Source organism: Chitinophagales bacterium (genome assembly GCA_017303835.1).
Taxonomy (GTDB): Bacteria; Bacteroidota; Bacteroidia; order Chitinophagales; family Chitinophagaceae; genus JAFLBI01.
The window spans coordinates 185,290-210,220 of record JAFLBI010000002.1 but is presented as its reverse complement, the minus strand read 5'-3'; the positions used below and the strand labels follow the sequence as shown (position 1 = coordinate 210,220).

Below are 24,931 nucleotides of genomic sequence, written 5' to 3'. Positions count from 1 at the left end.
GGTTTGCTTTGCGTACTTTGTTTATTTAATCTCCAGTTCAAATGCCTTTTCCTTACCATAAAAACCCTCTAACACATCTCCAACGACTACTTCACCCACACCGGCTGGAGTTCCTGTATAAATCAGGTCGCCGATATTGAGTGAAAAATACTGTGACACATGTGCGATGATATATGCGAAAGAAAAAATCATGTCTTTACTGTTACCACGCTGCACTTCCTCGTTGTTCTTCTTCATGGAAAAGAACATTTCCTCTTTTCCCAAATCCTGCGGCAATGGATACCAGTTGCCAATAACCGCTGAATTATCCCAAGCTTTGGCTTTTTCCCAGGGCAAACCCTTCTTCTTCAATTCAGCCTGCACATCTCTTGCGGTAAAATCAATTCCAACTGTAATAGCATCGATGTATTTCACCGCCTGCTTCTCAGGAATGTATTTACCATTTTTGGAGATACGTACTACCAACTCAAGCTCGTAATGTAATTCGTTGGAAAACTCTGGGTAATAGAATGGCGCATGAGGTTGCAGCAGGGCCGATTTCGGTTTCATAAAGATTACCGGCTCCTCTGGAACTGCGTTACCCAGCTCTTTTGCATGGTCTATATAATTTCTACCAACGCAAAAAATTTTCATAGTACGTGCCTGTTTAAAATATAAATCAAGTGAGCCGGCTTCTAAATCACCTGAGATCAGGTTGGGGAAGGGTATGGTTTTGGCTACTTGAATGATATTTTGCCAGTACTATAACTGATTATGAGCCGATTTTATTATGCGAAGCTCAAATTATTTACCATATTCATCGTACGTTCCAGCCCGATGGTGGCAAACTGTTCGATGATCTCTACACATTTGGTGATTTTCTGATCTACAATGGGGCGCTCATCGGCCAGCCAATGGCCCAGTACAAAATCTGCCTGACGACCCTTGGGGTAGTTATTGCCAATGCCAAAACGCAGCTTAGGATACACATCGGTTCCCATCATTAACTGAATGTCTTTCAACCCATTATGTCCGCCATCGCTGCCACTTGGGCGAAGTCTGAGTTTATTTAGCGGAATAGCTAGCTCATCTACAATGGTGAGGGTATTAACGAGTTCTACTTTCTCTTTATCGAACCAATAGCGAAAAGCCTTTCCACTTAGGTTCATGTAAGTGCTGGGTTTGATGCACACAAATTTCTTTCCTTTCCAACTCACTTCAGCCACATCGGCCAGGCGGTCAGTACGCCAGAACTGGTTATGCTTCAGCACAAATGCATCCACCACATCAAAGCCGATGTTGTGTCTGGTATGTTTGTACTCAGCGCCAATATTACCCAAGCCTACGATCAGAAATTTGTTCATGCCGCAAATGTACAGGTAAAGAAAAAAGACCCCGCAAATGCGGGGCCTATGTTTTGTACAAGTAGTGTTCTCAACAAACACCCATTGTAATTCGTGTAATCAGTGTAATCCGAGCGAATCCGTGAATTACTTCTTCTTCTCGTCTTTTGCAGCAGCAGCTTCTTCTTGCTTCAGCTGACGGGTCATCACTACAGATGCAACAGGGATACGTGGAGAGTTGATGATCTCCATGTTATCAGCTTGTACATCTTCTACGCGGATGTTACCGTTTACAGCCAGATTGGTGATATCTACCTCGATGTTCTCTTTCAAGAACTTAGGCAGGGTCTTTACTTTCAGCGACTTCATTTTAGTCACCAGTTTACCACCATCCTTCACACCAATTGAGTTACCAACGAACTTCAATGGCAGTGTGGCTACTACTTTCTTGTCATCTACCAGTTCCAGCAGATCTACGTGGATCAAAGCATCAGATACTTTGTCGAACTGCATGTCCTTCAAAATGCATCTGTAAGTTTTACCATCCACTTTCACTTCTGCTAACTGAAATTGTGCAGTGTACACCAGAGGCTTGAAAGCCTTGGCAGGAGCAGCGAAATTCACTTCCTGCGCACCCCCGTAAATTACACCTGGCACCAGTTCCTGAGAGCGCATTTGGCGGGTGGCTTTTTTGCCAAATTCGGTCCTCAGTTGTCCTTCGATTGTAATTGTATTCATAAAATTGATTTTTGTCCCCGTTTTTTCGGGACGGCAAAGGTAGGCGCTTGGGCTGGAAGCACAAAGAGAAAAGACAATTATTTACGGAATGCAAATGGCTCCATTTTCGGGGAGCCATCTACACAAATTATTGATAATCAGCCTTATTTATCTCTACCTCTCAATTGCGAGTGAATAAAGAGACTGGTGATACTCTTGTTTTCATAGGCATTTCTAATCGCAATAGCGAACAAGTCGGCCACAGAAAGTGCGCGAATTTTAGCAGATTCCTGTTTCAATGGAATGGTATCACAAACAATCAGCTCTTCGAGTACACTATTTTCAATATTCTCGTAGGCTTTGCCACTCAACACAGGGTGCGTACACAAAGCACGTACACTTCTGGCACCTTTCTCCTTCAATAAACCTGCTGCTTTAGCCAATGTGCCACCAGTATCACAGATATCATCAATCAACACAATGTCTCTATCCGTTACATCACCAATCACTACCATGCTGGCAATCTCGTTGGCGCGCTTACGGTGCTTATCACAAATCACCATTTCTGCATTGAAATAGCTGGCAATCTCACGTACACGGTTGGTACTACCCACGTCCGGTGCGGCAAAGGTTAGGTTAGCCAATTTCAGCTGCTCAATGTACGGGATGAAGATGGCAGAACTATCCAGATGATCCACAGGGATATCAAAGAATGCCTGTATCTGAGAAGCGTGCAGGTCCATCGTGATGACACGGTCTGCGCCAGCAGCTTCCAACAAAGTAGCAATCAATTTAGAACCAATGGCCACACGTGGCTTGTCTTTTCTATCCTGGCGTGCATAACCATAATAAGGAATAACGGCAATAATCTTGTACGCACTTGCACGCTTAGCTGCATCAATCATGAGTAATAACTCCATGATATTATCAGTTGGGGCGTAAGTACTTTGTACCAGAAAAACATAGTCGCCGCGGATACTTTCCAGAAATATGGGTTGAAATTCGCCGTCGCTGAATTTCTGGATATTCACTTTACCCAGGGGCACACCAAATCTTGAAGCAATTTTCTCAGCCAGTTTCTGTGACCCGGTGCCCGAGAAGATCTTTACGGAGGGATTCATAGCTAGGAGGAATGTTGGGCGAAGATAAATGAGAGATTTATCATTTCTGGTTTTATGATACACATCCTGTGCAAAGAATTTTTTTGTTCATGAGTAAATTAGAAAAAACAGGATGTATGACTGCTATTAAAACATGGGCGCCAGACGACAGGCCCAGGGAAAAACTCCAGCTCAAAGGCACAGCTGCATTGAGTAATGCAGAATTACTGGCCATCCTGATCAATAACGGCACCAAGGACCAATCTGCCCTGGACCTTGCACGCAACTTGCTGGATAAATGCCAGCAAGACCTAACCAAACTGGGTAAAATGCGGGTAAAGGAAATACAGCAACTGAAAATCAAAGGTTTGGGCGAAAAAAAAGCCATTACCATTGCTGCTGCGCTGGAATTAGGCCTTAGACGACAAGCCAGTACACATCAAAAAACGACCATCACCAGCAGCAAGGATATTGCCCAATACCTACAAACACGATTACAATACAAGCGACATGAATTGTTTATGGCGGTTTATCTTAACCGAAGCAATAAGATTGTGTATGAAACGGTAATTAGTGAGGGCGGATTAACCGGAACTGTTGCCGATCCGCGCATCATCCTCAAACAGGCACTGGAGCATGATGCAGTATCTATCATCCTATCGCATAATCATCCAAGCGGCAGCCTCAAACCCAGTAAACAAGATGAGTTGCTGACCAATAAAATCAAGCAAGCAGCCTTACTCATGGATATACAAGTGCTGGATCACATCATTGTGAGTGAAGCCGGTTATTTCAGCTTTGCTGATGAAGGACTGCTCTGATTAAGCTTGTGGCGCCGGGCCTCCGAAATGCATGGGTATTTCGATCTGCTCTAAATCCTGAATAGGACCATTGGCTGCTTCATAACGCTCAATATTCTCTTCCAATGCTTTCATAAAACGCTTGGCATGCATGGGCGTGAAAATGATACGGCTCTTTACACGACTCTTGGGCACACCGGGCATCACGCTCACGAAATCAATTACAAATTCCGCATGGCTATGGGTAATGATGGCCAGATTGGCATAATCGCCTTCAGCGATTTCCTCACTGATTTCGATATTGAGCTGATTATTGGGTTGCTGTTCCATGTTTGCAGTTTAGCCAGCAAATGTAGCGGTTTAGGCTTTGCGAACCTGCATCTGCTGCGGATCCCAGTGAATCACTTTTTGCTGAAAATAGCTTTCATTACAAGCCAAACAGGGAGCTGCAGCGCGAAAGCCAAAAGCAGCATCTTCCACAACAGGCAATTGTTTTCTTACAGAAGCAAAGAAATTTGCAAAATGATCTTTTGAATCGCTGTAACCGGCAGGTGCTGCATAGCGAATAGGTGATAGAGATGGCGCAATTTTATCTTCTGAAGAGAATTTTGCATCATATTCCTTTCTGATCTGCTCCTGCATGGCAGCAGGATAGGTATCCAAACTATCCCATCCACCTATACCTGGTGCTTTGGGCATCTTGCTTCGCTGGATAGTGAAATCATTCCAGCCAAAATTCAACACACCTTCTGTACCCACAAAACGCGTAGTAGCAGTATCACCCATTCCACTGATAAGGTTCACACGCAAGGTTACCTGAAATGCTTTGTGTTGTGGTGTATCCGGATATTCCAGTACAGCCGTCATTACATCTGGTACATTGCGCCCATCTTTCCAGTAACACAAATCACCGGTTGCATAAATACGTTTGGGTCCATAAGAATCGGTCAGAAAATGTAAGCCAGACAACAAATGCACAAATAAATCTCCCGCTACACCGGTGCCATATTCTTTGTAATTGCGCCACCAGAAAAAACGCTTGGCATCATATACTTCATTCTGCTTACCCCGCTGGAATCTTTTCCAGTCAACAGTTTCAGGCGAAGCATCTGTAGGCATCGTATATTTCCATGCACCCAAAACACTTTGTCTATCAAAAGCGGCTTCTACAGAATTGAGCTGACCAATTTCACCAGCTTTATACAACTCTTTCGCTTTTGCATAAGCAATACTGCTCACACGCTGACTACCCACCTGCAACAAAGCACCGGTTTCCTGCTGTACTTTCAGCAAAGCCTGTCCCTGATGCAATTGATGCACCAAAGGCTTTTCACAATACACCGCTTTACCAGCACGCATGGCATCAATACTGATGGCATCATGCCAGTTATCAGAAGTACAAACGATGATGGCATCAATATCTTTTCTGTTAATCAATTCGCGATAATCGCGAGTGGTGATTAAAGATTGACCATACAATTCTTTTGCCCTGGCCAGTCTGCCATCATATAAATCACAAACAGCTGCTAATTCAATTCCCGGCAACTGCATAAAGGTTTGCGCATTTCTGAAACCAATGATGCCGAATCCAATTACCGCAACACGAATACGATCATTGGCTGCATATTCTTTTTGAGCTGATTGCAACAAAATTTCTTGTCTTTCTCTTGCAGCAAGGTCTTGCAATGAAGCCGCAGTGATGGCAATTGCTGATCCACTAAGGTTTCGAATAAACGCTCTTCTGCTGGACATCTTATTTCAGTTGTTTTTGTTGTTGCTGAAAGTATTGCGCATCTGCAACTACATCTTGCACATTGCTTGTCCAGTTAGCTTCATGTTCAATAGAGAAAAATCCTTTGAAACCCTGACGCTTCAACTCCTTTAACACACCGGCAATATTGCTCTTGCCAGTTCCGAAAATAACATCATCTGCTTTGGGATTGCCAAACTCAGCCACATCTTTTATATGCAAACCATACACTTTACCTGAGAGTTTTTTTAAACATTCCACAGGGTCTAAGCCGTTTCTTACCCAATGACCAATATCCGCGCAAGCGCCAATATTTGGCCTGCCTTTAGCAGCAGCCAGTACAGAATCAGGATGCCAATATAAACTTGGTTTAGGATGATCATGAATAGCTACTTTAATACCATACTTTCCTGCTAAGTCATTCACTACATCTAAATGCGCTTTTGCAGGTTCAGCAGTAATGACGGGTATCGACATATCTTTTGCAAATGAGAAGTAAGCTTCCCATTCTTCCGGCTTGTCGCAAACCACAACACCAAAAGCATGTACGTCTATTTTATGCGATGCCAACCAGTCACGAACTGTTTTCCTTTGCGCGGCATCCATTGCCGGGCCAAAAACGCCAGCTAAACCCCCGCCCAATTTTTGTCCGGGATAAACTTCGATAGTTGTCAAACCAGTACTATCTACACGTGTTAAAGCATCATGAAAACTGGAGATATGAAAGGTCCAGAGTTGAATACCCAATTTCCAGTCTTTGACTTGAGCTATAGCTGTTGAAAGAAAAAAAATGGCAACCAGAGATAAAAAGATACGCTTCATAAAACATTTTGATTCAGAAAGATAGAAAAAGGGCGGAACAGAGAACTGTTCCGCCGACATAAAATTAAAACTGCAAATGAGGTAATTAAGATAGGTAAATTCTGAAAAATCAAGAATTTTTTATGCCTCAAAGTTTCTTTTAGTGAAATAGCTTTCTCTAAATAATTGGCTACTCTCACTCTGCCCGCTACCTTTGCCGCATGATACTATTGGATGGAAAAATTGCTTCAGCAGCTGTAAGACAGCAGCTTACAACAGAAGTAGCCGGCCTGAAAGCCGCGGGTAAAAGAACCCCTCACCTGGCCGCTATTCTAGTAGGAAATAACGGTGCCAGCGAGACTTATGTGGCCAGCAAAGTGAAGCATTGTGAGGAAATCGGCTTTGCTTCCACCCTGGTTCGTTTGCCTGAAACCACCACAGAAGTAGATTTACTCGCCAAGATCAGTGAACTGAACCAAGCGCCAGAAATCGACGGTATTCTTGTTCAACTGCCGCTCCCTAAGCATATTAACGAGCAATTAGTAATCCAGGCCATTGATCCTTCCAAGGACGTAGACGGGTTTCACCCAGCAAGTGCAGGTAAACTTGTTCAGGGCTTACAAACCTTCATCCCAGCTACCCCTTATGGTATCATGCTGATGCTGGAGCATTTCAATATCACTACCAAAGGCAAACATGCCGTAGTCATTGGCCGAAGCAATATTGTGGGCCGACCCATGAGTATTTTGCTGAGCAGCAATAGCCAATATGGCAACGCCACTGTTACTGTTTGTCATTCTCATACACCCAACCTCAAGGAAATTTGCCTGCAGGGCGATATTCTGGTTGCCGCTTTGGGCCGACCAGAGTTTGTAAAAGCCGACATGGTAAAAACTGGAGCTATTGTGATTGATGTGGGTATCACCCGCGTAGAAGATGCCACTGCCAAAAAGGGTTTCCGCATCAAAGGGGATGTTGCTTTTGATGAGGTTGCTGCTGTAGCCGGCGCATTAACACCCGTACCCGGCGGTGTTGGCCTCATGACCATTGCCGGCTTACTAAAAAATACTTTACAAGCTTATTACCAACGCAATGCAGGATAGTCTGATCCATAACCAGACCATGCTGCCAGTGATGGAATCTTTTTATACCCTGCAGGGCGAAGGATACCATCAGGGCAAAGCTGCTTACTTCATCCGTCTCGGCGGATGCGATGTAGGCTGCGTTTGGTGTGATGTGAAAGACAGCTGGGATGCAGACAAGCACCCCAAGTTCAGCATTGATGCCATCGTGCAAAAAGCATTAGCTGAAACCAATCAGCAACCATCCATTGCGGTGATCACTGGCGGCGAACCGCTGATGCATCCTTTGGATTCACTGACAAAATCCCTGAAAGCCGCAGGCTTTCAAACCAATATTGAAACATCGGGCTCTCATCCATTAAGTGGACAATGGGATTGGATATGTCTTTCCCCAAAAAAATTCAAAGCTCCTTTACCTGAAATCCTTCCACGCGCACATGAATTAAAAGTAGTCGTCTTTAATAAACACGATTTCGATTGGGCTGAACAATATGCTGCGCAAGTAAATCCAGATTGTAAATTATACCTGCAACCAGAGTGGGATAAAGCAGCTGATGTTACACCACTGGTTGTTGCTTACATCAAAGCCAACCCACAGTGGGCTTTAAGTCTGCAAACACATAAATATATCAACGTACCCTGATGTATTTTTAACAGCCATTTTCCGCAGAGTTTACAGATATTACAGCATCATTGCGGAACATGAAATATTTACTATCCTTTTTATTCGCTTCGCTCCTCATCACTGCCAGTGCACAAAATAACCGGAAGAGCAAACTCTTTGCAGCTAAAGCTGTAGAACTATTTGAAAAAGCAGCGATTCTTTTGCGCGATGGTGAACCTAGACAAGCAATACCGCTTTTACAACAAAGTCTGAAACTGGATAGCAATTTCCTGGAAGCCAATTTAAGTTTGGCTGGCGCTTATGGAGAGATTAAAGATTATCAGCGTGCAGCAACACAATATGAACAATGCTTTCGTCAGGATAATAAGAACACCAGCTTCTACTACCTGCCCTATTCGATTAATCTCGCAGGTTTAGGCAGATATACTGATGCATTACAGGCACTAGAAGTATTTGCATCAACACCCAATCTTAGTGAACGCAGTAAAAAAAGCCTGGCATACCGCAAAGCCACTTATGAGTTTGCCATCAATTATGCAAAAGCAAAGCCGAATCAACAATATTTCTTTAATCCGGTGAATTTAGGCGACAGCGTGAATACGGCTCGCTCTGAATATTTACCCTGCGTTACCATTGAAGACAGCCTGATCGTTTTTACCAGACTGGTTGATGGCATGCGGGAAGATTTCATTGAAAGCAAGATCACCGGCAACAATCAATACACCAAATGGAGAACTATTCCAGGTTCTTTGAATGAAGAACCCAAAAAAGGCGCTATCACCCTTTCACCTGATGGCGAGTGGATGATTTTTGCAGCGGATTTTTCTGGTCGGGGCTTGGGCAGTTTTGATCTCTACATTACTTATTGGACCAACGAAGGTTGGAGTGAACCGATGAATCTAGGCGATAAAATCAATACTGAATTCTGGGAAACCACACCGTCTTTAAGTCCCGACAAACGCACACTCTATTTTACCAGTAATCGGCCGGGAGGCATTGGCGGTGCAGATTTGTACGTTTCCCAAATGCAAGCAAATGGCAAATGGGGACCTGCAGAAAACATGGGCCCTGTGCTCAACTCAGCAGGCGATGAAATGGCGCCATTTATTCATGCAGATAACCAAACCTTATACTTTACTTCATCTGGTCATCCGGGCTATGGTGGTGCCGACTTATTCATCAGTAGAAAACAATTGGATGGTTCATGGAGCAAGCCTGAAAATCTCGGCTATCCCATCAACACCATCGAAAATGATGGTAGCCTTGCTGTTGCAGCAGATGGTATAACCGCCTACTATTCCAGTAACAGAAGTGATAGTCGCGGCGGATTAGATCTTTATACTTTCGAATTACGCGAAGACATCAGACCATATAAAACACTTTATGTAAAGGGCAATGTGTTTGATGCAAAAACCAAACAGCCGGTACCTGCAACTGTTGAACTGATAGACAACAGTGTCAATAAATCTTTGATGAAGATTCAAACTGATGGTAGCGGAGCTTACTTCATAACTTTACCACTTGGTAAAGACTATACTTTCTCTGTAAACAGAAAAGGTTATCTATACTATACAGAACAATATTCTTTAAGTGGCAAAGCAGCAGACAGCACTTATCAAAAAGATATTGCGCTACAGCCAGTTACACTCAACAGCACTTTCGTTTTCAACAATATACAGTTTGCAACGGGTTCTTATCAACTACTGCCGATCAGCCTGGTTGAGTTAGACAGATTGTTACTAGTACTGCAAGAGAACCCTACACTGAAAATTCAAATCAGTGGTCATACAGATAATGTGGGCAAGCCCGATGATAACCTGAAGCTATCCGATAATCGTGCCAAATCAGTTGCTGATTACCTCATCAGTAAGGGCATTGGTGCTGGGCGACTGAGTTGGAAAGGCTTTGGTGCTACTCAACCTATTGCAGACAATGCTACAGAAACTGGCAGGGCTAAGAACAGAAGGACAGCTTTCACCATTACCGGGCTTTGATATAGCTTTTGGTTTTTTGATATTCCATAAAAGACAACATGATGTGCTAGTTTGTCATCATGGATGAAGCAAGTCTCTATGCCATTGCTTTAAGCATGGTACCTGAAATCGGCTCCATCAGAGCCAAACTATTGCTGGATCATTTCGGCGATGCTGCTGCTATTTTCAAAGCCAAGAAGAAAACATTGGAATCCATTGAAGGCATCGGCAGCACTGTTGCGCAAAGCATTGTCAACTGGAAAGATGTGGCTTTTGCAGAAGCAGAACTGCAACTCTGTGCTGAACAAAATATTACAATACTTCACTATCATCATCCCGATTATCCAAACCGCCTGAGGCATTGTTATGATGCCCCTGCTGCTTTGTTCTACAAAGGCAATGCTGATCTCAACCAGCAAAAAATCATCAGCATCATCGGTACACGCAACAATACACCCTATGGCAAAGCCATCACAGAAGAACTACTTGAAGCTTTACAGGGCATGGATATTTTAGTCGTTAGCGGATTGGCTTTTGGCATTGATACCATCGCACATAAAGCAGCATTGCAATACCAGTTGGCAACAGTGGGTGTATTGGCACATGGCATTGATACCGTCTATCCATCGCAACACAAATCACTCGCTAAGGATATGCTAGCGCATGGAGGCTTACTAACAGAATTCCCACAGGGTACCAAAGCAGACCGACATAATTTTCCGCGCAGGAATCGTATAGTTGCAGGCATGGCCGATGCCACCATCGTTATTGAAACTGCTGAAAAAGGCGGCAGCATGATAACTGCAGAACTGGCCTGGACCTATAACCGAGATTTGTTTGCAGTGCCGGGTAAAATATCCGACAGTAAGAGCATGGGCTGTAACCAACTCATCCGTCAGCAAAAAGCACAGATTTATACCAGCCCTAAACAATTTCTCAAGGATATTGGCTGGCTGAACAAACCCGTCAAACGCCAATCGCAAAGGCTACTCTTCCCAGAACTCAGCGAAACAGAGCAGCAGATCGTAAACCTACTGCAAAAAGCAGACAGCCTGCATATTGACCTTCTCTATCAGCAAAGCGGCTTGAGCAGCAGCGCTGTAGCAACAGCCATGCTGAATCTGGAGATGCAGAACATTGTGCTTAGCCTGCCGGGCAAAATGTTTAAACTGGCCTGAAAAATTGGATTTGCCCCGTAAGGGATGCTGCCATTATCTTTGCACATGGCAACAAGAAAATCCTCCGCTCAGAAATCCCAAGATGCAAGACTGTTCGGTTTAGGCCTCACATTTGATGATGTGTTACTTATGCCCGCGTTCAGTCAGGTGTTACCCCGCGATGTAGACACCAGCACCAAACTCACCCGTCAGCTTACCATTAACATTCCCATGCTCTCTGCAGCCATGGACACCGTTACAGAAGCCAATCTGGCCATTGCTCTGGCACGCGAAGGCGGTCTGGGTATCCTGCACAAGAACATGTCTATTGAAAAACAGGCAGAACAGGTTCGTAAGGTGAAGCGAAGCGAGAGCGGATTAATTGTTGACCCTGTTACCCTCCATGCAGAAGCTACTGTAGGCGATGCATTGCGCATGATGAAAGAGAATAAGATCGGCGGTATTCCCATTGTGGATGCTCAACAGAAACTGGTGGGCATTTTAACCAACCGTGACCTTCGTTTTGAAACACACGACAAAAACAGAAAAGTGAAGGAAGTGATGACCAAGGATAACTTGGTAACTGCTCCAGAAGGCACTGATCTGAAAAAAGCAGAAATCATTTTCAGAAAGCATAAGATTGAGAAACTGCCTGTGGTAAACAAGCAGGGCAAACTCACCGGTTTGATTACCTACAGAGATATTTTACAATTACGCAACTTCCCCAATGCTGTGAAAGATGGCATGGGCCGATTGCTGGTAGGTGCTGCATTGGGTATTACCAAGGATTTGCTCGACAGAGCTGCAGCTTTACAAGCAGTAGGCGTAGATGTTGTAACACTAGATAGCGCCCATGGCCATAGTGCCGGTGTGATCAACGCCTTAAAAACACTACGTAAAAGTTTCAAAAACTTACAAATCATTGCAGGTAATGTGGGTACCGCAGCAGGTGCGAAAGCTTTGGCCGATGCAGGTGCTGATTGTGTGAAAGTGGGTATTGGTCCGGGTTCTATTTGTACCACACGTATTGTAGCTGGTGCTGGTGTGCCTCAGCTGACTGCTATTATGGAAGTGGCTGCTGCTTTAAAGAGTAAGCAAGTGCCTTTGATTGCTGATGGCGGTATTCGTTATACTGGTGATATGGTGAAAGCTTTGGCAGCAGGTGCCAATGTGGTGATGATGGGTAGTGTGTTTGCAGGTGTGGAAGAAAGTCCGGGAGAAACCATTATTTACGAAGGCAGAAAGTTCAAAGAGTATCGCGGTATGGGCAGCTTGGGTGCGATGAGCCAAGGAAGTGGCGATCGTTATTTCCAGGATGTAGAAGACGACGTGAAGAAATTTGTACCGGAAGGTATTGAAGGTCGTGTTGCATACAAAGGTTATCTGAGAGAAGTAGTCTATCAGTATGTTGGCGGACTTAGAGCCGGTATGGGCTATTGCGGCGCCAAGAATATCAGTGAGTTGCAGAAAGCCACTTTTGTTCAAATCACCAATGCAGGTATGCGCGAAAGCCATGCGCACGATGTGGACATCACGAAGGAAGCACCCAATTACAGCAGAAAATAATCTTCAACGCTCCGCAAGGAGCGTTTTTTATTTGCAGGCTTATACCGAACTTGCCGCAAAACCTTTTGATCTTGCGTAGAATCCTTTTATTACTCTGTTTCCTGACAGGTACATTTTTCTCCTTTGCACAGGATAGTTCCCGTTTACGCATCAGCATTCTCACCTGCGCACCTGGCGGCGAACTCTATGCTACATTCGGACATACCGCTATACGCGTGATTGATAGTAGCACCCAGCGCGATATCATTTTCAACTACGGCACTTTTGATTTTAGCGATCCTGATTTCTATACCAAGTTTATCAGAGGAAAATTGTTGTACTTCTTGTCTGCTGAAGATCCCGCTTCTTTTGCGTATAGTTATCAAATGGATAACAGAAGTGTTTGGGAGCAAGAACTCAATCTGTCTCCCGCACAAAAACAAGCTTTATTCAATGCCCTGCTGAACAATATGCAAGGCGATAATCGATACTATCAATACGATTTTCTCTTCGACAATTGTACCACCAGAGTAAGTGAGTTACTCAGCAAAACAACCGGCTTTACTGTTCCTCAGCCACTTGTTCCTAAAGGCACTACATATCGAAACATACTGCATGAGTACCTCGACAAAGGCAATCAGCCCTGGAGTAAGCTGGGTATTGATTTGCTGTTGGGTAGCAAGATTGATGAGCCTGTGAGCATAGCGTCATCCATGTTTTTGCCTGATTACTTGATGAAGGGATTGGATAGCAGCAAACCGCTTTTGGCTAAGCCCAAAACCTATTTTCTGCAAACACCGGTTATTGAAGCAGGCAATAGTACGTATCTGCCCACATTAGTCATGAGTGTTTTATTGATTGGTATAGTCTTGCTATCACAATGGAAGCAAGAACAGTGGTCGCTTTTTTTCAAAATATTGGATTCTGCATTGTTCTACATTACTGGCATGGCCGGTATCTTATTATTGTTCATGTGGATAGGTACAGATCACAAAGCCTGTAGCAATAACTATAACCTGATCTGGGCCCTGCCAACACATGCCATTGCTGCTTTTGCATTATGGAAAAAGCGTAAATGGATGCAAACTTATTTCAAAGTATCTTCTTTAGTCTACATCATCGTTTTAGCAAGCTGGTGGTTTTTACCACAGGAGTTCAACCCTGCGCTGTTTTATTTTGTTTTATTACTGCTGTACAGATCTGTACTGCAACAAAAATGGCATGCGCATGCAAGAAGTATTTGAATTTGACGGAAGTAAGATACATTACCTCGATACAGGTAAGGGTAATACCATTGTGCTACTACATGGCTTTGGTGAGGATAGCCAGATTTGGAATAAGCAAGTAACACAGCTACAACAAGACTATAGACTGATTGTACCAGATTTACCTGGCAGTGGCAATTCAAGCATGCTCTCAACACCAGATACAATTGAAGCCTATGCTACTGCCATTGAAGCTTTACTAAGTCATCTATCAGTGAACAAATGCATCATGCTGGGACATAGTATGGGCGGGTATATCACCCTTGCTTTTGCTGAAGCTTTCCCGGAGCGATTATTGGGTTGGGGACTAATTCATTCCACCGCCTTTGCAGATTCTGAAGAAAAAAAGATGAATCGCCAAAGGGGAATTGAACTGATGCAGCAATACGGTGCTTATGCATTTCTACGTAATACCATTCCTAACTTGTTTGCTGAAAGCTTTAAAAAACAAGAGCCTGATGTGCTGGACGAGCTGATTGAATCAGCCAAAGCATTCACGGCAGAAGCCTGCTGCGCTTATTATAAGGCCATGAAGGATCGGCCAGACAGAACCCATGTACTGTCAGGCAACAAAAAACCGGTTTTATTCGTCTTAGGAACAGAAGATGTTGCAGCCCCGTTAAATGATCTCCTTCAGCAAGTGCATTTACCCTCAACCGCTTATATTCATATTCTGGAAGGTGTTGGGCATATGGGCATGCTGGAAGCAACTGAAAGGGTAAATGCTTACGTAGCTGAATTTGCTGCTGACGTCTTCAACAAGTAATGAAGAAAATTTGCTGGTTATACTGCTGCATGCTATTAGCAATTCCTGCTATGGCCAATCACCTTAAGGGTGGCTGGGTGCAATACATCTATTTGGGTGCAGGTGCAAACAATACCAACAGGTATCAAATTATTGTCAGACAATACCTCGATTGTAATTCCACTCCCGCTCAGGTTGATCAGCAAGTATATCTTGGAATTTATTCAGGAGCTTCATTAGTGCAACAACATACGGTCAGGTTAACTGGTACGGATATTTTAAACAAAAGTAGTTTTGACCCATGCATTAATCCTGCACCCAGAGTTTGTTACAGAATTGATCGCTACGAACAAATTGTGGAACTGCCAGTAACAACAGGTGTTTACACCCTGGCCGTACAGCGCTGTTGTAGAATTGCAGGCATTGTCAACGTCAGTCAGTCTAACACCGTTGGGGTAACTTACACCAATACAATCCCAGGTACCATAACCACATTTAGTTTTGCGAATAACAGTAGCCCAGTATTTGCACAAAAAGATACCGCTGTTGTTTGCTATAACTCTCCCATCAATTTTGATTTTAGTGCTTCAGATCCTGATGGCGACTCATTAAGTTATGCATTCTGCGATGGCATTATTGGTGGAGACAATACAGGAACAGGTGTTCAGCCAAATCCACCAAGTCCACCGCCTTACAACAGCGTTTTTTATAATCCCGGATTCTCAGGTGCACAGCCATTAGGTGCCCAAGTACGTATTGATCCAAGAACAGGCCTCATTTCAGGTACTACGCCAAATACTGTTGGCGATTATGTTGTTGCGGTTTGCGTAAGCGAGTTTAGAAATGGATTTTTGGTTGGTATTACCCGAAAGGAGATCCATGTCACCGTTGCGAATTGCCAAATATCAGCTGCGAGATTAGATCCACAGTATATTTCCTGTGACGGATTCACCTTGAGCTTTTTCAACCAATCAACTTCGTCTGATATCAATAGTTATCTATGGACATTTGGAACAGGCAGACCTTTGATTGACACTACATCTCAACCTACACCCACTTTCACTTATCCTGATACAGGTACTTACCGACTGAAGTTGCGTGTAAGAACCGTAGGCGGCTGCGCAGATTCTACTACAGCTACAGTAAAAGTGTATCCAGGTTTTGTACCTTCCTTTAATATCACTGGCACTTGTTACCTTAACCCATTTCAGTTTAACAATACTTCTTTTACACGCTATGGGGTGATTGACAGTGTGGCATGGGATTTTGGCGAAACATCCATCACAACAGATACTTCTTCTCAGTATAATCCCAGATATACTTATCCCAACGCTGGCAACAGAGATATCAGACTCTATATCCGAAACAGCAAGGGCTGCGAAGCAGATACCGTCATTACGCTCGCAGTAAGAGACAAACCACTGATACCACTTCCCTTCAGAGATACACTTATTTGTAGCATTGACTCGGTACCAATCCTAACCAATATCCCTACAGGTATTGTTGACTGGTTTCCGAAAACAAATATGCTCAGGGGAAATACAGCCAACCCAATTGTCTTTCCCAAAGACACAACCAAGTATTATGTAACAGTTAATGATAATGGCTGCCAGAACATAGACTCACTCACTGTAAATGTGCTTGATTTTATTTCGGTTGAATTACCTAGAGATACCGGCATTTGTTTAAGTGATAATATCACTATAAGACCAACCAGCTTCGCCACAAGTTATCAATGGTCTCCAGCAACCGGCCTTAATAATTCACGAACAAAAAATCCGATAGCTACTCCATTGGTTACAACAAAATATTTGGTAACAGCCAATCTAGGCTATTGTCAGGCAAGAGATTCTATTACAGTTTTTGTAACACCATACCCACAGGCAAATGTTACTGAAGACACTGCAATCTGTTTTGGTGAAAGGATACAATTGAACGGAAGAATTGTAGGCTCCAGTTTCAGCTGGTCGCCAGCAGCATCTTTATTAGGCAGCAATACACTCAACCCTATTGCTGGGCCTTCCCGAACGACCACTTATTATTTAACTGTAAGAGATACTATTGGATGCCCTAAACCTTTTCAAGATTCTGTAAGAGTCACGGTAGTGCCGCCGATTACTGTGAATGCTGGCAGTGATACCGCTGTTGTAGCCAATCAACCACTACGCTTATTTGCAGTCAGCAGCACACCAGATTTTCAATTTAATTGGACACCCAATATTGGCTTAAATGATCCAAACATTGCTAACCCAGTTGCGACAATCAGTTTGGGAACAGATTCTGTTTTGTACCGGGTAAGGGTAACCGGTCCGGGCGGCTGTTATGGAGAAGATTTCATTAAGGTTCGTGTGTTTCAAACAGACCCTGAACTCTGGATTCCTTCTGCGTTTACGCCCAATAAAGACGGCAGGAACGATGTTTTCAAACCCATCCCCGTTGGCATCAGCTCCATTGTTCAGTTCAGCATTTTTAATAGATGGGGACAACTTGTTTTCACTACCCGCGAATTGAATAAGGGCTGGGATGGTATCTATGACGGCATAGCTCAGCCAGCAGGCACTTACGTATATCAGGCAGAAGCAATAGACTATACTGGCAAACGTGTTCAGAAAAAAGGTAGTTTCATTTTAATCAGATAACGGAGTCTAGCTATTATTTTCATTCCTTTGCGACCTAAAGTCGATCATATGCCAAAGACGATTCTGATTACCGGTGCCACTTCAGGTTTTGGAAAAGCGATTGCAGAAACTTTTGCTGCTGCTCAATGGAATTGTATCATCACCGGCAGAAGAGCAGACCGACTTGACTCGCTTGCAACAGAACTACAGCAAAAATTTGGCATAGCTGTGCATACCCTTTGTTTTGATGTACAAAATCGCAAAGCAGTTTTTGCGGCCATTGAATCCTTACCACAAAACTGGCAAAGCATTGATGTATTGGTGAACAATGCAGGTCTTGCATTAGGTCGTGATTCTTTCGATCAGGCCAATTTGGATGATTGGGATACGATGATGGATACCAATGTAAAAGGATTGATGTATGTAAGCAAAGCTGTATTACCATTGATGATTGCACGTAAGACAGGCCATATCATCAATATTGGTTCAACCGCTGGCAAAGAAGTGTATAAAGATGGTAATGCCTATTGCGCAAGCAAACATGCAGTAGATGCCATCAGCAAAGCCATGCGTATTGATTTGTTGCCACACCGCATCAAAGTAACGGCGATTCATCCCGGTGCAGCAGAAACAGAATTTTCAATTGTGCGCTTTAAAGGAGATGAAAACAAAGCTGCAACTGTGTATGAAGGTTATCAACCCTTAGTAGCAAAAGACATTGCAGACACGGCTTTTTATTGCGCCAATTTACCGGAGCATGTTTGTATCAATGATTTAACCATCACCTGCTTAGCTCAAGCCAACTCTTTTTACTTACACAAGTGAGTGTAATGGGTCATTGAGTGCCGATTGAAAATCATTCCAGATCTCTTGTACAACTGCTGCTGCAGGTTGAATGGATTGCATCATCGCACTTACTTGTCCAATCTCCAGCTCACCTTGTTCCATATCGCCTTCAAACATGCCCTTCTTGGCTCTGCCTCGGCCAAGTAATTGATTCAACTCTGCAGCATCCGCACCGCGCAACTCAGCTTCGCGCACCTGATCTGCAAATACATTCTTCAATAAACGAACTGGTACAGTTTTCTTCATCTGCAACAAAGTATCACCTTCTTTTGCTTGGATAATGGCTTGCTTAAAATCAGGATGCGCAGATGCTTCGTTAGTACACACAAATCGGCTACCAATCTGCACCCCATCTGCTCCCAAGACCATGGCTGCCAACATTTGTCGGCCAGTTGCAATACCGCCTGCAGCAATCACAGGAATCTTTACCGCTGCTTTCACCAAAGGAATCAACACCATGGTGGTGGTTTCTTCTCGCCCATTATGCCCACCAGCTTCAAAACCCTCAGCTACCACCGCATCACATCCGGCTTGTTCCGCTTTCTGTGCAAACTTGCTACTACTCACCACATGAACCACTTTGATACCGTGTGCTTTCAGTTTATTCGTCCATGTTCCTGGATTACCTGCACTCGTAAAGACCACCGGCACTTTTTCTTCGATAATGATCGCTATTTGTTGCTCAATATCCGGATACAACAAGGGTAGGTTCACGCCGAATGGTTTATTGGTAGCCGCTTTGCATTGCTGAATATGCTCGCGCAGCACATCAGGATACATACTACCTGCACCAATAATACCCAAACCGCCCGCATTACACACGGCACTGGCCAACTTCCAACCACTTACCCAAACCATGCCTGCTTGAATAATGGGATACTCAATTCCCAATAATTGGGTGATACGTTGATTCATCTGCATACTTAAAGGTAAACAGCTGATAACAAAAAAGGACCCGTTGGGTCCTTCACTAAAAATATTTTTATGGATTAACCAAAGTCGATTTCTGTATTGTCGCCGATATTCAGACTTCTACTCAAACCTTTTACTGCAGCATCACTACCAATCAATGAATTATCCAACACCACTTCAAACAAATTGGTATATGAACCAATGATACTATCACGAACAATGGAATATTCAATAGTAGTATTTGCGCCAATCGCAACGTGCGGACCAATGATACTATTCTTAATCGTACAACCCGGCGCAATACTTACCGGCGGAATGATGATCGTATCTTGAAAACCATGACCGTCTTCTACATTGCCTCCAGTTTTCTTCAGCAATGTAGCATTGCTTTCCAGCAGTGATTCTTTCTTACCGCAATCGAACCAGTTCTTCACTTTGAAAGATTTGAACTTGGCACCGCGACGAATCATGCAATCCAACGCATCGGTTAAGTTATACTCACCATGGCTCTTGATGTCTTGCACAAACAAGTGATGCAGACATTCAAACAGAAAATCTGATTCCTTGATTTTATACAAACCCACCAGCGCCATATTGCTCTTTGGAATGGCAGGCTTTTCTACTACTTGCTCAATAAATCCGTCTTCACCAATACTGGCTACACCAAAATTGCGTGGATCATCTACTTTCTTTACACCCAACATGCTGTAAGGACTATCCAGCACTTCCTTCACATCAAATTCGCAGATGGTATCACCCAAGACCACGAATACTTCATCATCACCTACGATGTTCTTAGTGAGTTCAATCGCGTGTCCTGTACCCTGTCTTTCATTCTGATACACAAAATGTGTGGTAAGATCAGGATAGGTTTGCTCTACGTATTCATGAATTTTTTCACCGAGATAGCCTACGATGAAAATAAACTCATTGATACCTGCTTCATGCAATTGATCAACAATAAAGCTGAGAATGGTTTTGCCCGCGATGGGGATCAAAGCCTTGGGTTGGGTATATGTATGTGGCCTCAGTTTGGCACCTGCACCAGCCACGGGTATGATTGCTTTCATTAACCAGGGGGATTTTACGCTCGGTTCATTCGCACTTATTCGCTTGCCCTCAAGCGGGCGTGAAATTAGGGAAATCCCCCAAAATGGGCAATGATTGTGGATAGTTGCTTGATAATCAAGGTCTACAATTTTATGGACTTCTCTTAGGCATGCAGTAGTTTTGGCGAAAATTATGGCAATGCAAAGAGATCAGGTTGTATTTGATTTAATCAATCAGGAACTGGCCAGACAAAGAAGAGGCATTGAACTGATTGCATCGGAAAACTTTACTAGTCTGCAAGTGATGCAGGCCATGGGGCATGTGATGACGAATAAGTATGCGGAAGGCTACCCTGGCAGAAGATACTATGGTGGTTGTGAAATTGTGGATCAGACTGAGCAAATTGCCATTGACCGACTGAAGCAAATCTTTGGCGTAGAATATGCCAACGTACAACCACACAGTGGTGCGCAAGCCAACGCAGCATTGATGCTGGCCATCTTGCAGCCCGGTGATCCTATTCTCGGTCTCGACCTGAGCATGGGCGGTCACCTCACGCATGGTTCTGCAGTAAACTTCAGCGGTAAATTATACAAGCCACATTTCTATGCAGTTACCAAAGAAACTGGTTTGGTGGATTATGAAATGTTGGAAGCAAAAGCCCGTGAAGTAAAACCAAAACTAATCATATGCGGTGCGAGTGCTTATAGCCGTGATTGGGATTATGCACGTATCCGCAAAGTAGCCGATGAAGTAGGTGCTTTTGTGATGGCAGATATGGCACACCCTGCGGGTTTGATCGCCAAAGGTTTACTGAACTCCCCATTTGATCATTGCCATTTCGTTACTTCTACAACACATAAAACATTGCGCGGCCCACGTGGTGGTATTATCCTGATGAAAAAGGATTTCGAAAATCCTTTCGGTCTTACAGACCCCAAGGGTAATCTCCGCATGATGAGTAACCTGATTGATATGGCTGTGTTCCCCGGCACACAGGGTGGTCCTTTGGAACATGTGATTGCCGCCAAAGCCATTGCCTTCGGTGAGATTCTGACTGATGAGTTTCTGGTATACCAACAACAAGTACAAAAGAATGCACAGGCCATGGCCAAAGCATTTGTGGACAGAGGCTACCATATCACCAGCGGCGGAACCGATAACCACCTGATGCTGATTGACCTACGCAATAAGAATATCAGTGGTAAAAAAGCAGAACAAGTATTGGGCCATGCAGATATTACCGCTAACAAGAACATGGTTCCTTATGATGACAAGAGTGCATTTGTAACATCAGGTATTCGTTTTGGTGTTGCTGCAATTACGACTCGTGGTATGCAGGAAGCACATATGGAGTTTGTAGTGAATACCATTGATAGTGTGCTGATGAATGCTGATGACAGTGCTAAACTGGCTGCATTGAAAAAAGAAGTGAACAGCTTTATGGAGCAGTTCCCTTTATATCCTGAACTTGGTTAAATTAGTACTATGCTACAACGTTTACAAACTGTTTGGTTATTGCTTGCGGCTGTGCTGGAAGCAGCCACTTTGCGTCTCTCTTTTTTTAGTGGTAACAAATTAGACGCAGCTACTAATCAGAAAACATGGATCGAATTCACTGCTATGCAAAATGTGTTTATCCTTATTTTGACTATTGCTATAGCTGTTGCGGCATTGGTTGCTATTTTCATGTATAAAGATCGTAAGCGTCAGTTATTGATTACCCTCATAACAACAGTAGTATCTGTAGTAGCTATTTTATTGTACTTCCAGCAAAAGACCAATTTTGTAGAAGCCAATCTGGATCTTACCGCACTCACCGCCTTTTTTGTACCGGTCTTTCTGCTCCTTGCAGCAAGAGGTATTTATCAAGATGATCAGTTGGTGAAGAGCGCAGATAGGTTGCGTTAATCATCCTCACAAACATCTTTCCGCTGCGCGATCTGTTGATCGCGCAGTTTTTTTGCCCCATACCCAACCCCTGCTGCCAACAATACACTCAGCCCACCATCAATAGGTGCATCTTCTACATTGTTGTTGAAACCAGGCTGTGCTTTGCCGGAAAAATAGAGACAGGTTAGTATCAAGAGGATGATCCATTTTCTTCTTTGCATATACAACTGTTTATCGGTATATCCATCTGCGTACTAGCGTCATAGAACCAAAATGCAAACGAATCACGTATTGATCTTTGGGCAATTGTTGCAAGCGCAAAGTCTGCTCCAACCTGCGTGTTTTACCAAAATGGTACACAGCAACACGCACACCCTGCAGGTTAACAATATCTATACTTGCTTCTGCTGCAGCAGTATCTGCCTGCAAACGTATTTGCAGCAATCCATCCTGACTAATACCTGGATAAACAATAAAATAAGGCTCCTTACGCGGCGGCAGATAATAGCGCTTATTCAATATTTCAAAACGCTTAGTTCCGTAAGTATTCGTATCCGCTGATACTTGAAAACGATACACCGTATCTCTATGCAATCGAAATTTGGTTTTAGTAAAATGATCGATGAACAACCAATTGGTGTCCTTTTCTAATTCGTGAGTCTGTATATCGATTTGATACAGTCCAGGCTGCACCCGTTGCAACACCAAGGGCACCTGAGCACTTGTGGGCGGACGTTTATCAACACTCACCTGTTTGCCATCAGCTGTTATACTGAAAAGATTCGCATCCGGGTTGAATAACTTGGGTGCATCAGCCCGCGTGAAATTCTCTTTCGCGCTGTCTTCCAAATGCAAGGCCCAGCGATCCCAAACTATCTTATCCGAGCGAAGTGTGAGTAATATTTTCTTTACTGCCTGTGCTGTATTGTTTTGAAACAAATCAAAACCCGATGGCTGCGTGGTCTTATCTGATTCCCTAAACTGTAGCTGCGCATTCGACTGTAGCGCTTCCACAAAGAAAGCACCACCTATCGGCAAGACCATATCTTCTGAGAAATCATGCACCGTATACCCACCTCTGGTACCACGATCAATTTGCCACAGATAAATATAATCGCCAACACCAGTGCGCTGCACATGCTTCAACTGCACAGATGCAGGATAAGGATTGGCCACCAGATTAAACCCGGTATGCAGACCCTGCGTAAGATTGATGGTAACATTACCCGTATTTACTTTGCCCTCCATGGCAACAATGGTGGGCTGTACCGTATAACCTAAACCACCATCCATGCCCTGTTCTTTGGCTCCACGATAAAACACTTTAATACCCTGACCAACACGCCAGGCATTACTGGCTTGTCCGTTTGTATGCGTAAACGCTTGCCAGCCGGCTTGTAACCCCTCATGTGTAGTATTGATGGCCGCTGCAGGATCATAGCGAAAAGCAGAAGGATTATTGGTACCGCTTGCATCAAAACCATTACCTGTGCCTGCTTGTCCGGTAATAGCAATTTCTCCAGCACCATTCAATTCATTCAAACCAATACTATGTCTGAAAGGATGCCCCATGAAACGAAAAGCACGCTTGCTAGGGAACTGATCAGCTCTGCCGCCACCGCTGAAATATTTTTCAACGTTGATCTTTCCTGTACTACCATACGTAATGTTAGCAGTTCCAAGTGGTGCGATATAGGCTGAAGTGATTGCATTGGCTTTCAATCTCAAAGCACAAGTATCTGTTGCGAGTGTAACTCCGTCTGCCAATTGTACAAAACCATGCACACTAATACTGTGGCGCATGGTCTTAGTTCCAGGCGCAGTAACGATTAAGCGATGGTATTGCTGGGGGTCCATCGCTAACTGGTCAGCAGAATGACTCAATAAATTCTGTGAGCCATTGCGTGCATAAATCACTTGTCCCTCATTGATGAAGAAACTGCATTCCATTCTCGGACTGGCACCAAAGAGTATCAACTTTCCATTGGGACCGATATACACAGTATCACATCTGTTACTAGATGTACGCGTGATCACTTGGTTGGTAGCAGATTGATCAGAACGAAGTGTGCCACCCGTAATAAAAACATCGCCGCTGGCGGCTACACCACCATCTGCCGACAAACGATTGTTGCGCATATTCACTGCACCGGAAGTGAAATAAAATGCACGGGCTTTGATTGCAGTGAAGCAAATGATCGTATCTGTTGGGTTAATGGCAAACTCAATCCTTCCTGAATCTGTTAAACCGGCATTGCCCCATTCACCAGCAGCCAAAAAAGTGCGCGACATACCCACTACGCGTAATCGTCCATCAATTCCGGCAGTAATGGTTCTCGCGCCCGGACTCGCACTACTACTCGTGACCATATCTACATTGCTGGTAACAGCTGTTCCGGTATACGCACGCAGCTTACCATGCAGGTCTAATTTCTGCTGACCAATAGCCAGCGTAGCACCAGTATGCAGATGCAAATCTTTACAAGCGAAACCAGCCTGATCTACCGTTACACGATGTGCTTGTTGAATAAAGACATTGTCCGATGCACCCGGTGCAACTGATGCAGCAGCCCAAACACCATTGGCTCTTTTTTGCCAAACAGCAGGATCACTCCAATTACCGGAGCGAACAGAACGGTAATCACCATCAGTCTGAGCGGCCAGACGAAGCAGCAGGAAAACGCTGCACAATAGAACAACCACAAACCTCATAACACTTGTTTTTAAGCG

Annotated in this window: 23 protein-coding genes; 12 read left to right on the top strand and 11 right to left on the bottom strand. The window is 43.9% G+C overall.

The annotated features are described in order from the left end of the window. Positions 1 to 21 precede the first annotated feature (21 nt). The 4 genes from J0L83_13635 to J0L83_13620 all read right to left on the bottom strand — a co-directional run bounded on the left by J0L83_13635 (position 22) and on the right by J0L83_13620 (position 3,160). Positions 22 to 633, bottom strand: a complete 612-nt coding sequence (locus tag J0L83_13635; protein MBN8665619.1) for a fumarylacetoacetate hydrolase family protein — start codon at positions 631 to 633, stop codon at positions 22 to 24. A 134-nt stretch (positions 634 to 767) separates the two neighbouring features. Next, positions 768 to 1,343, bottom strand: coding sequence for an aminoacyl-tRNA hydrolase (locus J0L83_13630; protein ID MBN8665618.1), 576 nt, complete (start codon positions 1,341 to 1,343; stop codon positions 768 to 770). A gap of 126 nt (positions 1,344 to 1,469) precedes the next feature. Beyond that, a complete protein-coding gene (locus J0L83_13625) occupies positions 1,470 to 2,060 on the bottom strand; it encodes a 50S ribosomal protein L25 (protein MBN8665617.1) in 591 nt (196 codons plus the stop codon). A gap of 143 nt (positions 2,061 to 2,203) precedes the next feature. Further along, positions 2,204 to 3,160 carry a ribose-phosphate pyrophosphokinase gene (locus J0L83_13620; protein MBN8665616.1) on the bottom strand — a complete coding sequence of 319 codons (957 nt, stop codon included), beginning with the start codon at positions 3,158 to 3,160 and terminating at the stop codon, positions 2,204 to 2,206. Between the two features lie 116 nt (positions 3,161 to 3,276). On the opposite strand from J0L83_13620, the gene radC reads away from it, so the two are divergent. Further along, complete coding sequence (gene radC, locus J0L83_13615) at positions 3,277 to 3,960, top strand: DNA repair protein RadC (GenBank protein ID MBN8665615.1); 684 nt, start codon at positions 3,277 to 3,279, stop codon at positions 3,958 to 3,960. Here radC and J0L83_13610 read toward each other — a convergent pair whose 3' ends face one another. Genes J0L83_13610 through J0L83_13600 form a run of 3 tightly spaced genes read right to left on the bottom strand, consistent with a single transcriptional unit; the run spans position 3,961 to position 6,511 of the window. Beyond that, positions 3,961 to 4,269, bottom strand: coding sequence for a DUF3467 domain-containing protein (locus tag J0L83_13610; GenBank protein MBN8665614.1), 309 nt, complete (start codon positions 4,267 to 4,269; stop codon positions 3,961 to 3,963). Between the two features lie 30 nt (positions 4,270 to 4,299). Beyond that, a complete protein-coding gene (locus J0L83_13605) occupies positions 4,300 to 5,691 on the bottom strand; it encodes a Gfo/Idh/MocA family oxidoreductase (protein MBN8665613.1) in 1,392 nt (463 codons plus the stop codon). Between the two features lies 1 nt (position 5,692). Next, entirely contained in the window at positions 5,693 to 6,511 is an 819-nt protein-coding gene (locus tag J0L83_13600; protein ID MBN8665612.1) for a sugar phosphate isomerase/epimerase, read from the bottom strand. 200 nt (positions 6,512 to 6,711) lie between these two features. Here J0L83_13600 and J0L83_13595 point away from each other — a divergent pair, with 200 nt between their 5' ends. The 9 genes from J0L83_13595 (at position 6,712) to J0L83_13555 (ending at position 18,325) form a co-directional block, all read left to right on the top strand. After that, entirely contained in the window at positions 6,712 to 7,593 is an 882-nt protein-coding gene (locus J0L83_13595) for a bifunctional 5,10-methylenetetrahydrofolate dehydrogenase/5,10-methenyltetrahydrofolate cyclohydrolase (GenBank protein MBN8665611.1), read from the top strand. 31 nt (positions 7,594 to 7,624) lie between these two features. Beyond that, the gene (locus J0L83_13590) at positions 7,625 to 8,215 is read left to right on the top strand and encodes a 7-carboxy-7-deazaguanine synthase QueE (GenBank protein ID MBN8665610.1); all 591 of its coding nucleotides are present in this window, start codon (positions 7,625 to 7,627) and stop codon (positions 8,213 to 8,215) included. 59 nt (positions 8,216 to 8,274) lie between these two features. Next, the gene (locus tag J0L83_13585; GenBank protein MBN8665609.1) at positions 8,275 to 10,191 is read left to right on the top strand and encodes a PD40 domain-containing protein; all 1,917 of its coding nucleotides are present in this window, start codon (positions 8,275 to 8,277) and stop codon (positions 10,189 to 10,191) included. 59 nt (positions 10,192 to 10,250) lie between these two features. Continuing rightward, positions 10,251 to 11,348: a DNA-processing protein DprA gene (gene dprA, locus J0L83_13580; GenBank protein MBN8665608.1), complete on the top strand. Its 1,098-nt coding sequence runs from the start codon at positions 10,251 to 10,253 to the stop codon at positions 11,346 to 11,348. A 45-nt stretch (positions 11,349 to 11,393) separates the two neighbouring features. Further along, positions 11,394 to 12,893 carry an IMP dehydrogenase gene (guaB, locus tag J0L83_13575; protein MBN8665607.1) on the top strand — a complete coding sequence of 500 codons (1,500 nt, stop codon included), beginning with the start codon at positions 11,394 to 11,396 and terminating at the stop codon, positions 12,891 to 12,893. Between the two features lie 71 nt (positions 12,894 to 12,964). Further along, complete coding sequence (locus tag J0L83_13570; protein ID MBN8665606.1) at positions 12,965 to 14,116, top strand: DUF4105 domain-containing protein; 1,152 nt, start codon at positions 12,965 to 12,967, stop codon at positions 14,114 to 14,116. Continuing rightward, entirely contained in the window at positions 14,100 to 14,903 is an 804-nt protein-coding gene (locus J0L83_13565; GenBank protein ID MBN8665605.1) for an alpha/beta hydrolase, read from the top strand. Before J0L83_13570 ends, J0L83_13565 begins: the two co-directional genes overlap by 17 nt. A gap of 29 nt (positions 14,904 to 14,932) precedes the next feature. After that, positions 14,933 to 17,521, top strand: a complete 2,589-nt coding sequence (locus J0L83_13560) for a gliding motility-associated C-terminal domain-containing protein (protein MBN8665604.1) — start codon at positions 14,933 to 14,935, stop codon at positions 17,519 to 17,521. Between the two features lie 48 nt (positions 17,522 to 17,569). Further along, positions 17,570 to 18,325 (top strand): SDR family NAD(P)-dependent oxidoreductase, encoded by a 756-nt coding sequence (locus J0L83_13555; GenBank protein MBN8665603.1) that lies wholly within the window; start codon positions 17,570 to 17,572, stop codon positions 18,323 to 18,325. On the opposite strand, the gene J0L83_13550 is transcribed toward J0L83_13555, so the two are convergent. Further along, the gene (locus J0L83_13550; protein ID MBN8665602.1) at positions 18,314 to 19,267 is read right to left on the bottom strand and encodes a nitronate monooxygenase; all 954 of its coding nucleotides are present in this window, start codon (positions 19,265 to 19,267) and stop codon (positions 18,314 to 18,316) included. The two genes, J0L83_13555 and J0L83_13550, sit on opposite strands and share 12 nt — an antisense overlap. Before the next feature lie 68 nt (positions 19,268 to 19,335). Next, positions 19,336 to 20,328: an NTP transferase domain-containing protein gene (locus J0L83_13545; GenBank protein MBN8665601.1), complete on the bottom strand. Its 993-nt coding sequence runs from the start codon at positions 20,326 to 20,328 to the stop codon at positions 19,336 to 19,338. Positions 20,329 to 20,506: 178 nt separating this feature from the next. Between J0L83_13545 and J0L83_13540 the strand changes: the two genes are divergently transcribed. Beyond that, on the top strand, positions 20,507 to 21,787 hold the full coding sequence (locus J0L83_13540; GenBank protein MBN8665600.1) for a serine hydroxymethyltransferase: 1,281 nt from the start codon (positions 20,507 to 20,509) through the stop codon (positions 21,785 to 21,787). Positions 21,788 to 21,796: 9 nt separating this feature from the next. Next, positions 21,797 to 22,219 (top strand): DUF4293 family protein, encoded by a 423-nt coding sequence (locus J0L83_13535; protein ID MBN8665599.1) that lies wholly within the window; start codon positions 21,797 to 21,799, stop codon positions 22,217 to 22,219. Here J0L83_13535 and J0L83_13530 read toward each other — a convergent pair. Together J0L83_13530 and J0L83_13525 are read right to left on the bottom strand one after the other, a co-directional pair. Further along, a complete protein-coding gene (locus J0L83_13530; GenBank protein MBN8665598.1) occupies positions 22,216 to 22,422 on the bottom strand; it encodes a hypothetical protein in 207 nt (68 codons plus the stop codon). The two genes, J0L83_13535 and J0L83_13530, sit on opposite strands and share 4 nt — an antisense overlap. Positions 22,423 to 22,432: 10 nt before the next feature. Continuing rightward, positions 22,433 to 24,913, bottom strand: a complete 2,481-nt coding sequence (locus tag J0L83_13525; GenBank protein ID MBN8665597.1) for a hypothetical protein — start codon at positions 24,911 to 24,913, stop codon at positions 22,433 to 22,435. Positions 24,914 to 24,931 lie beyond the last annotated feature (18 nt).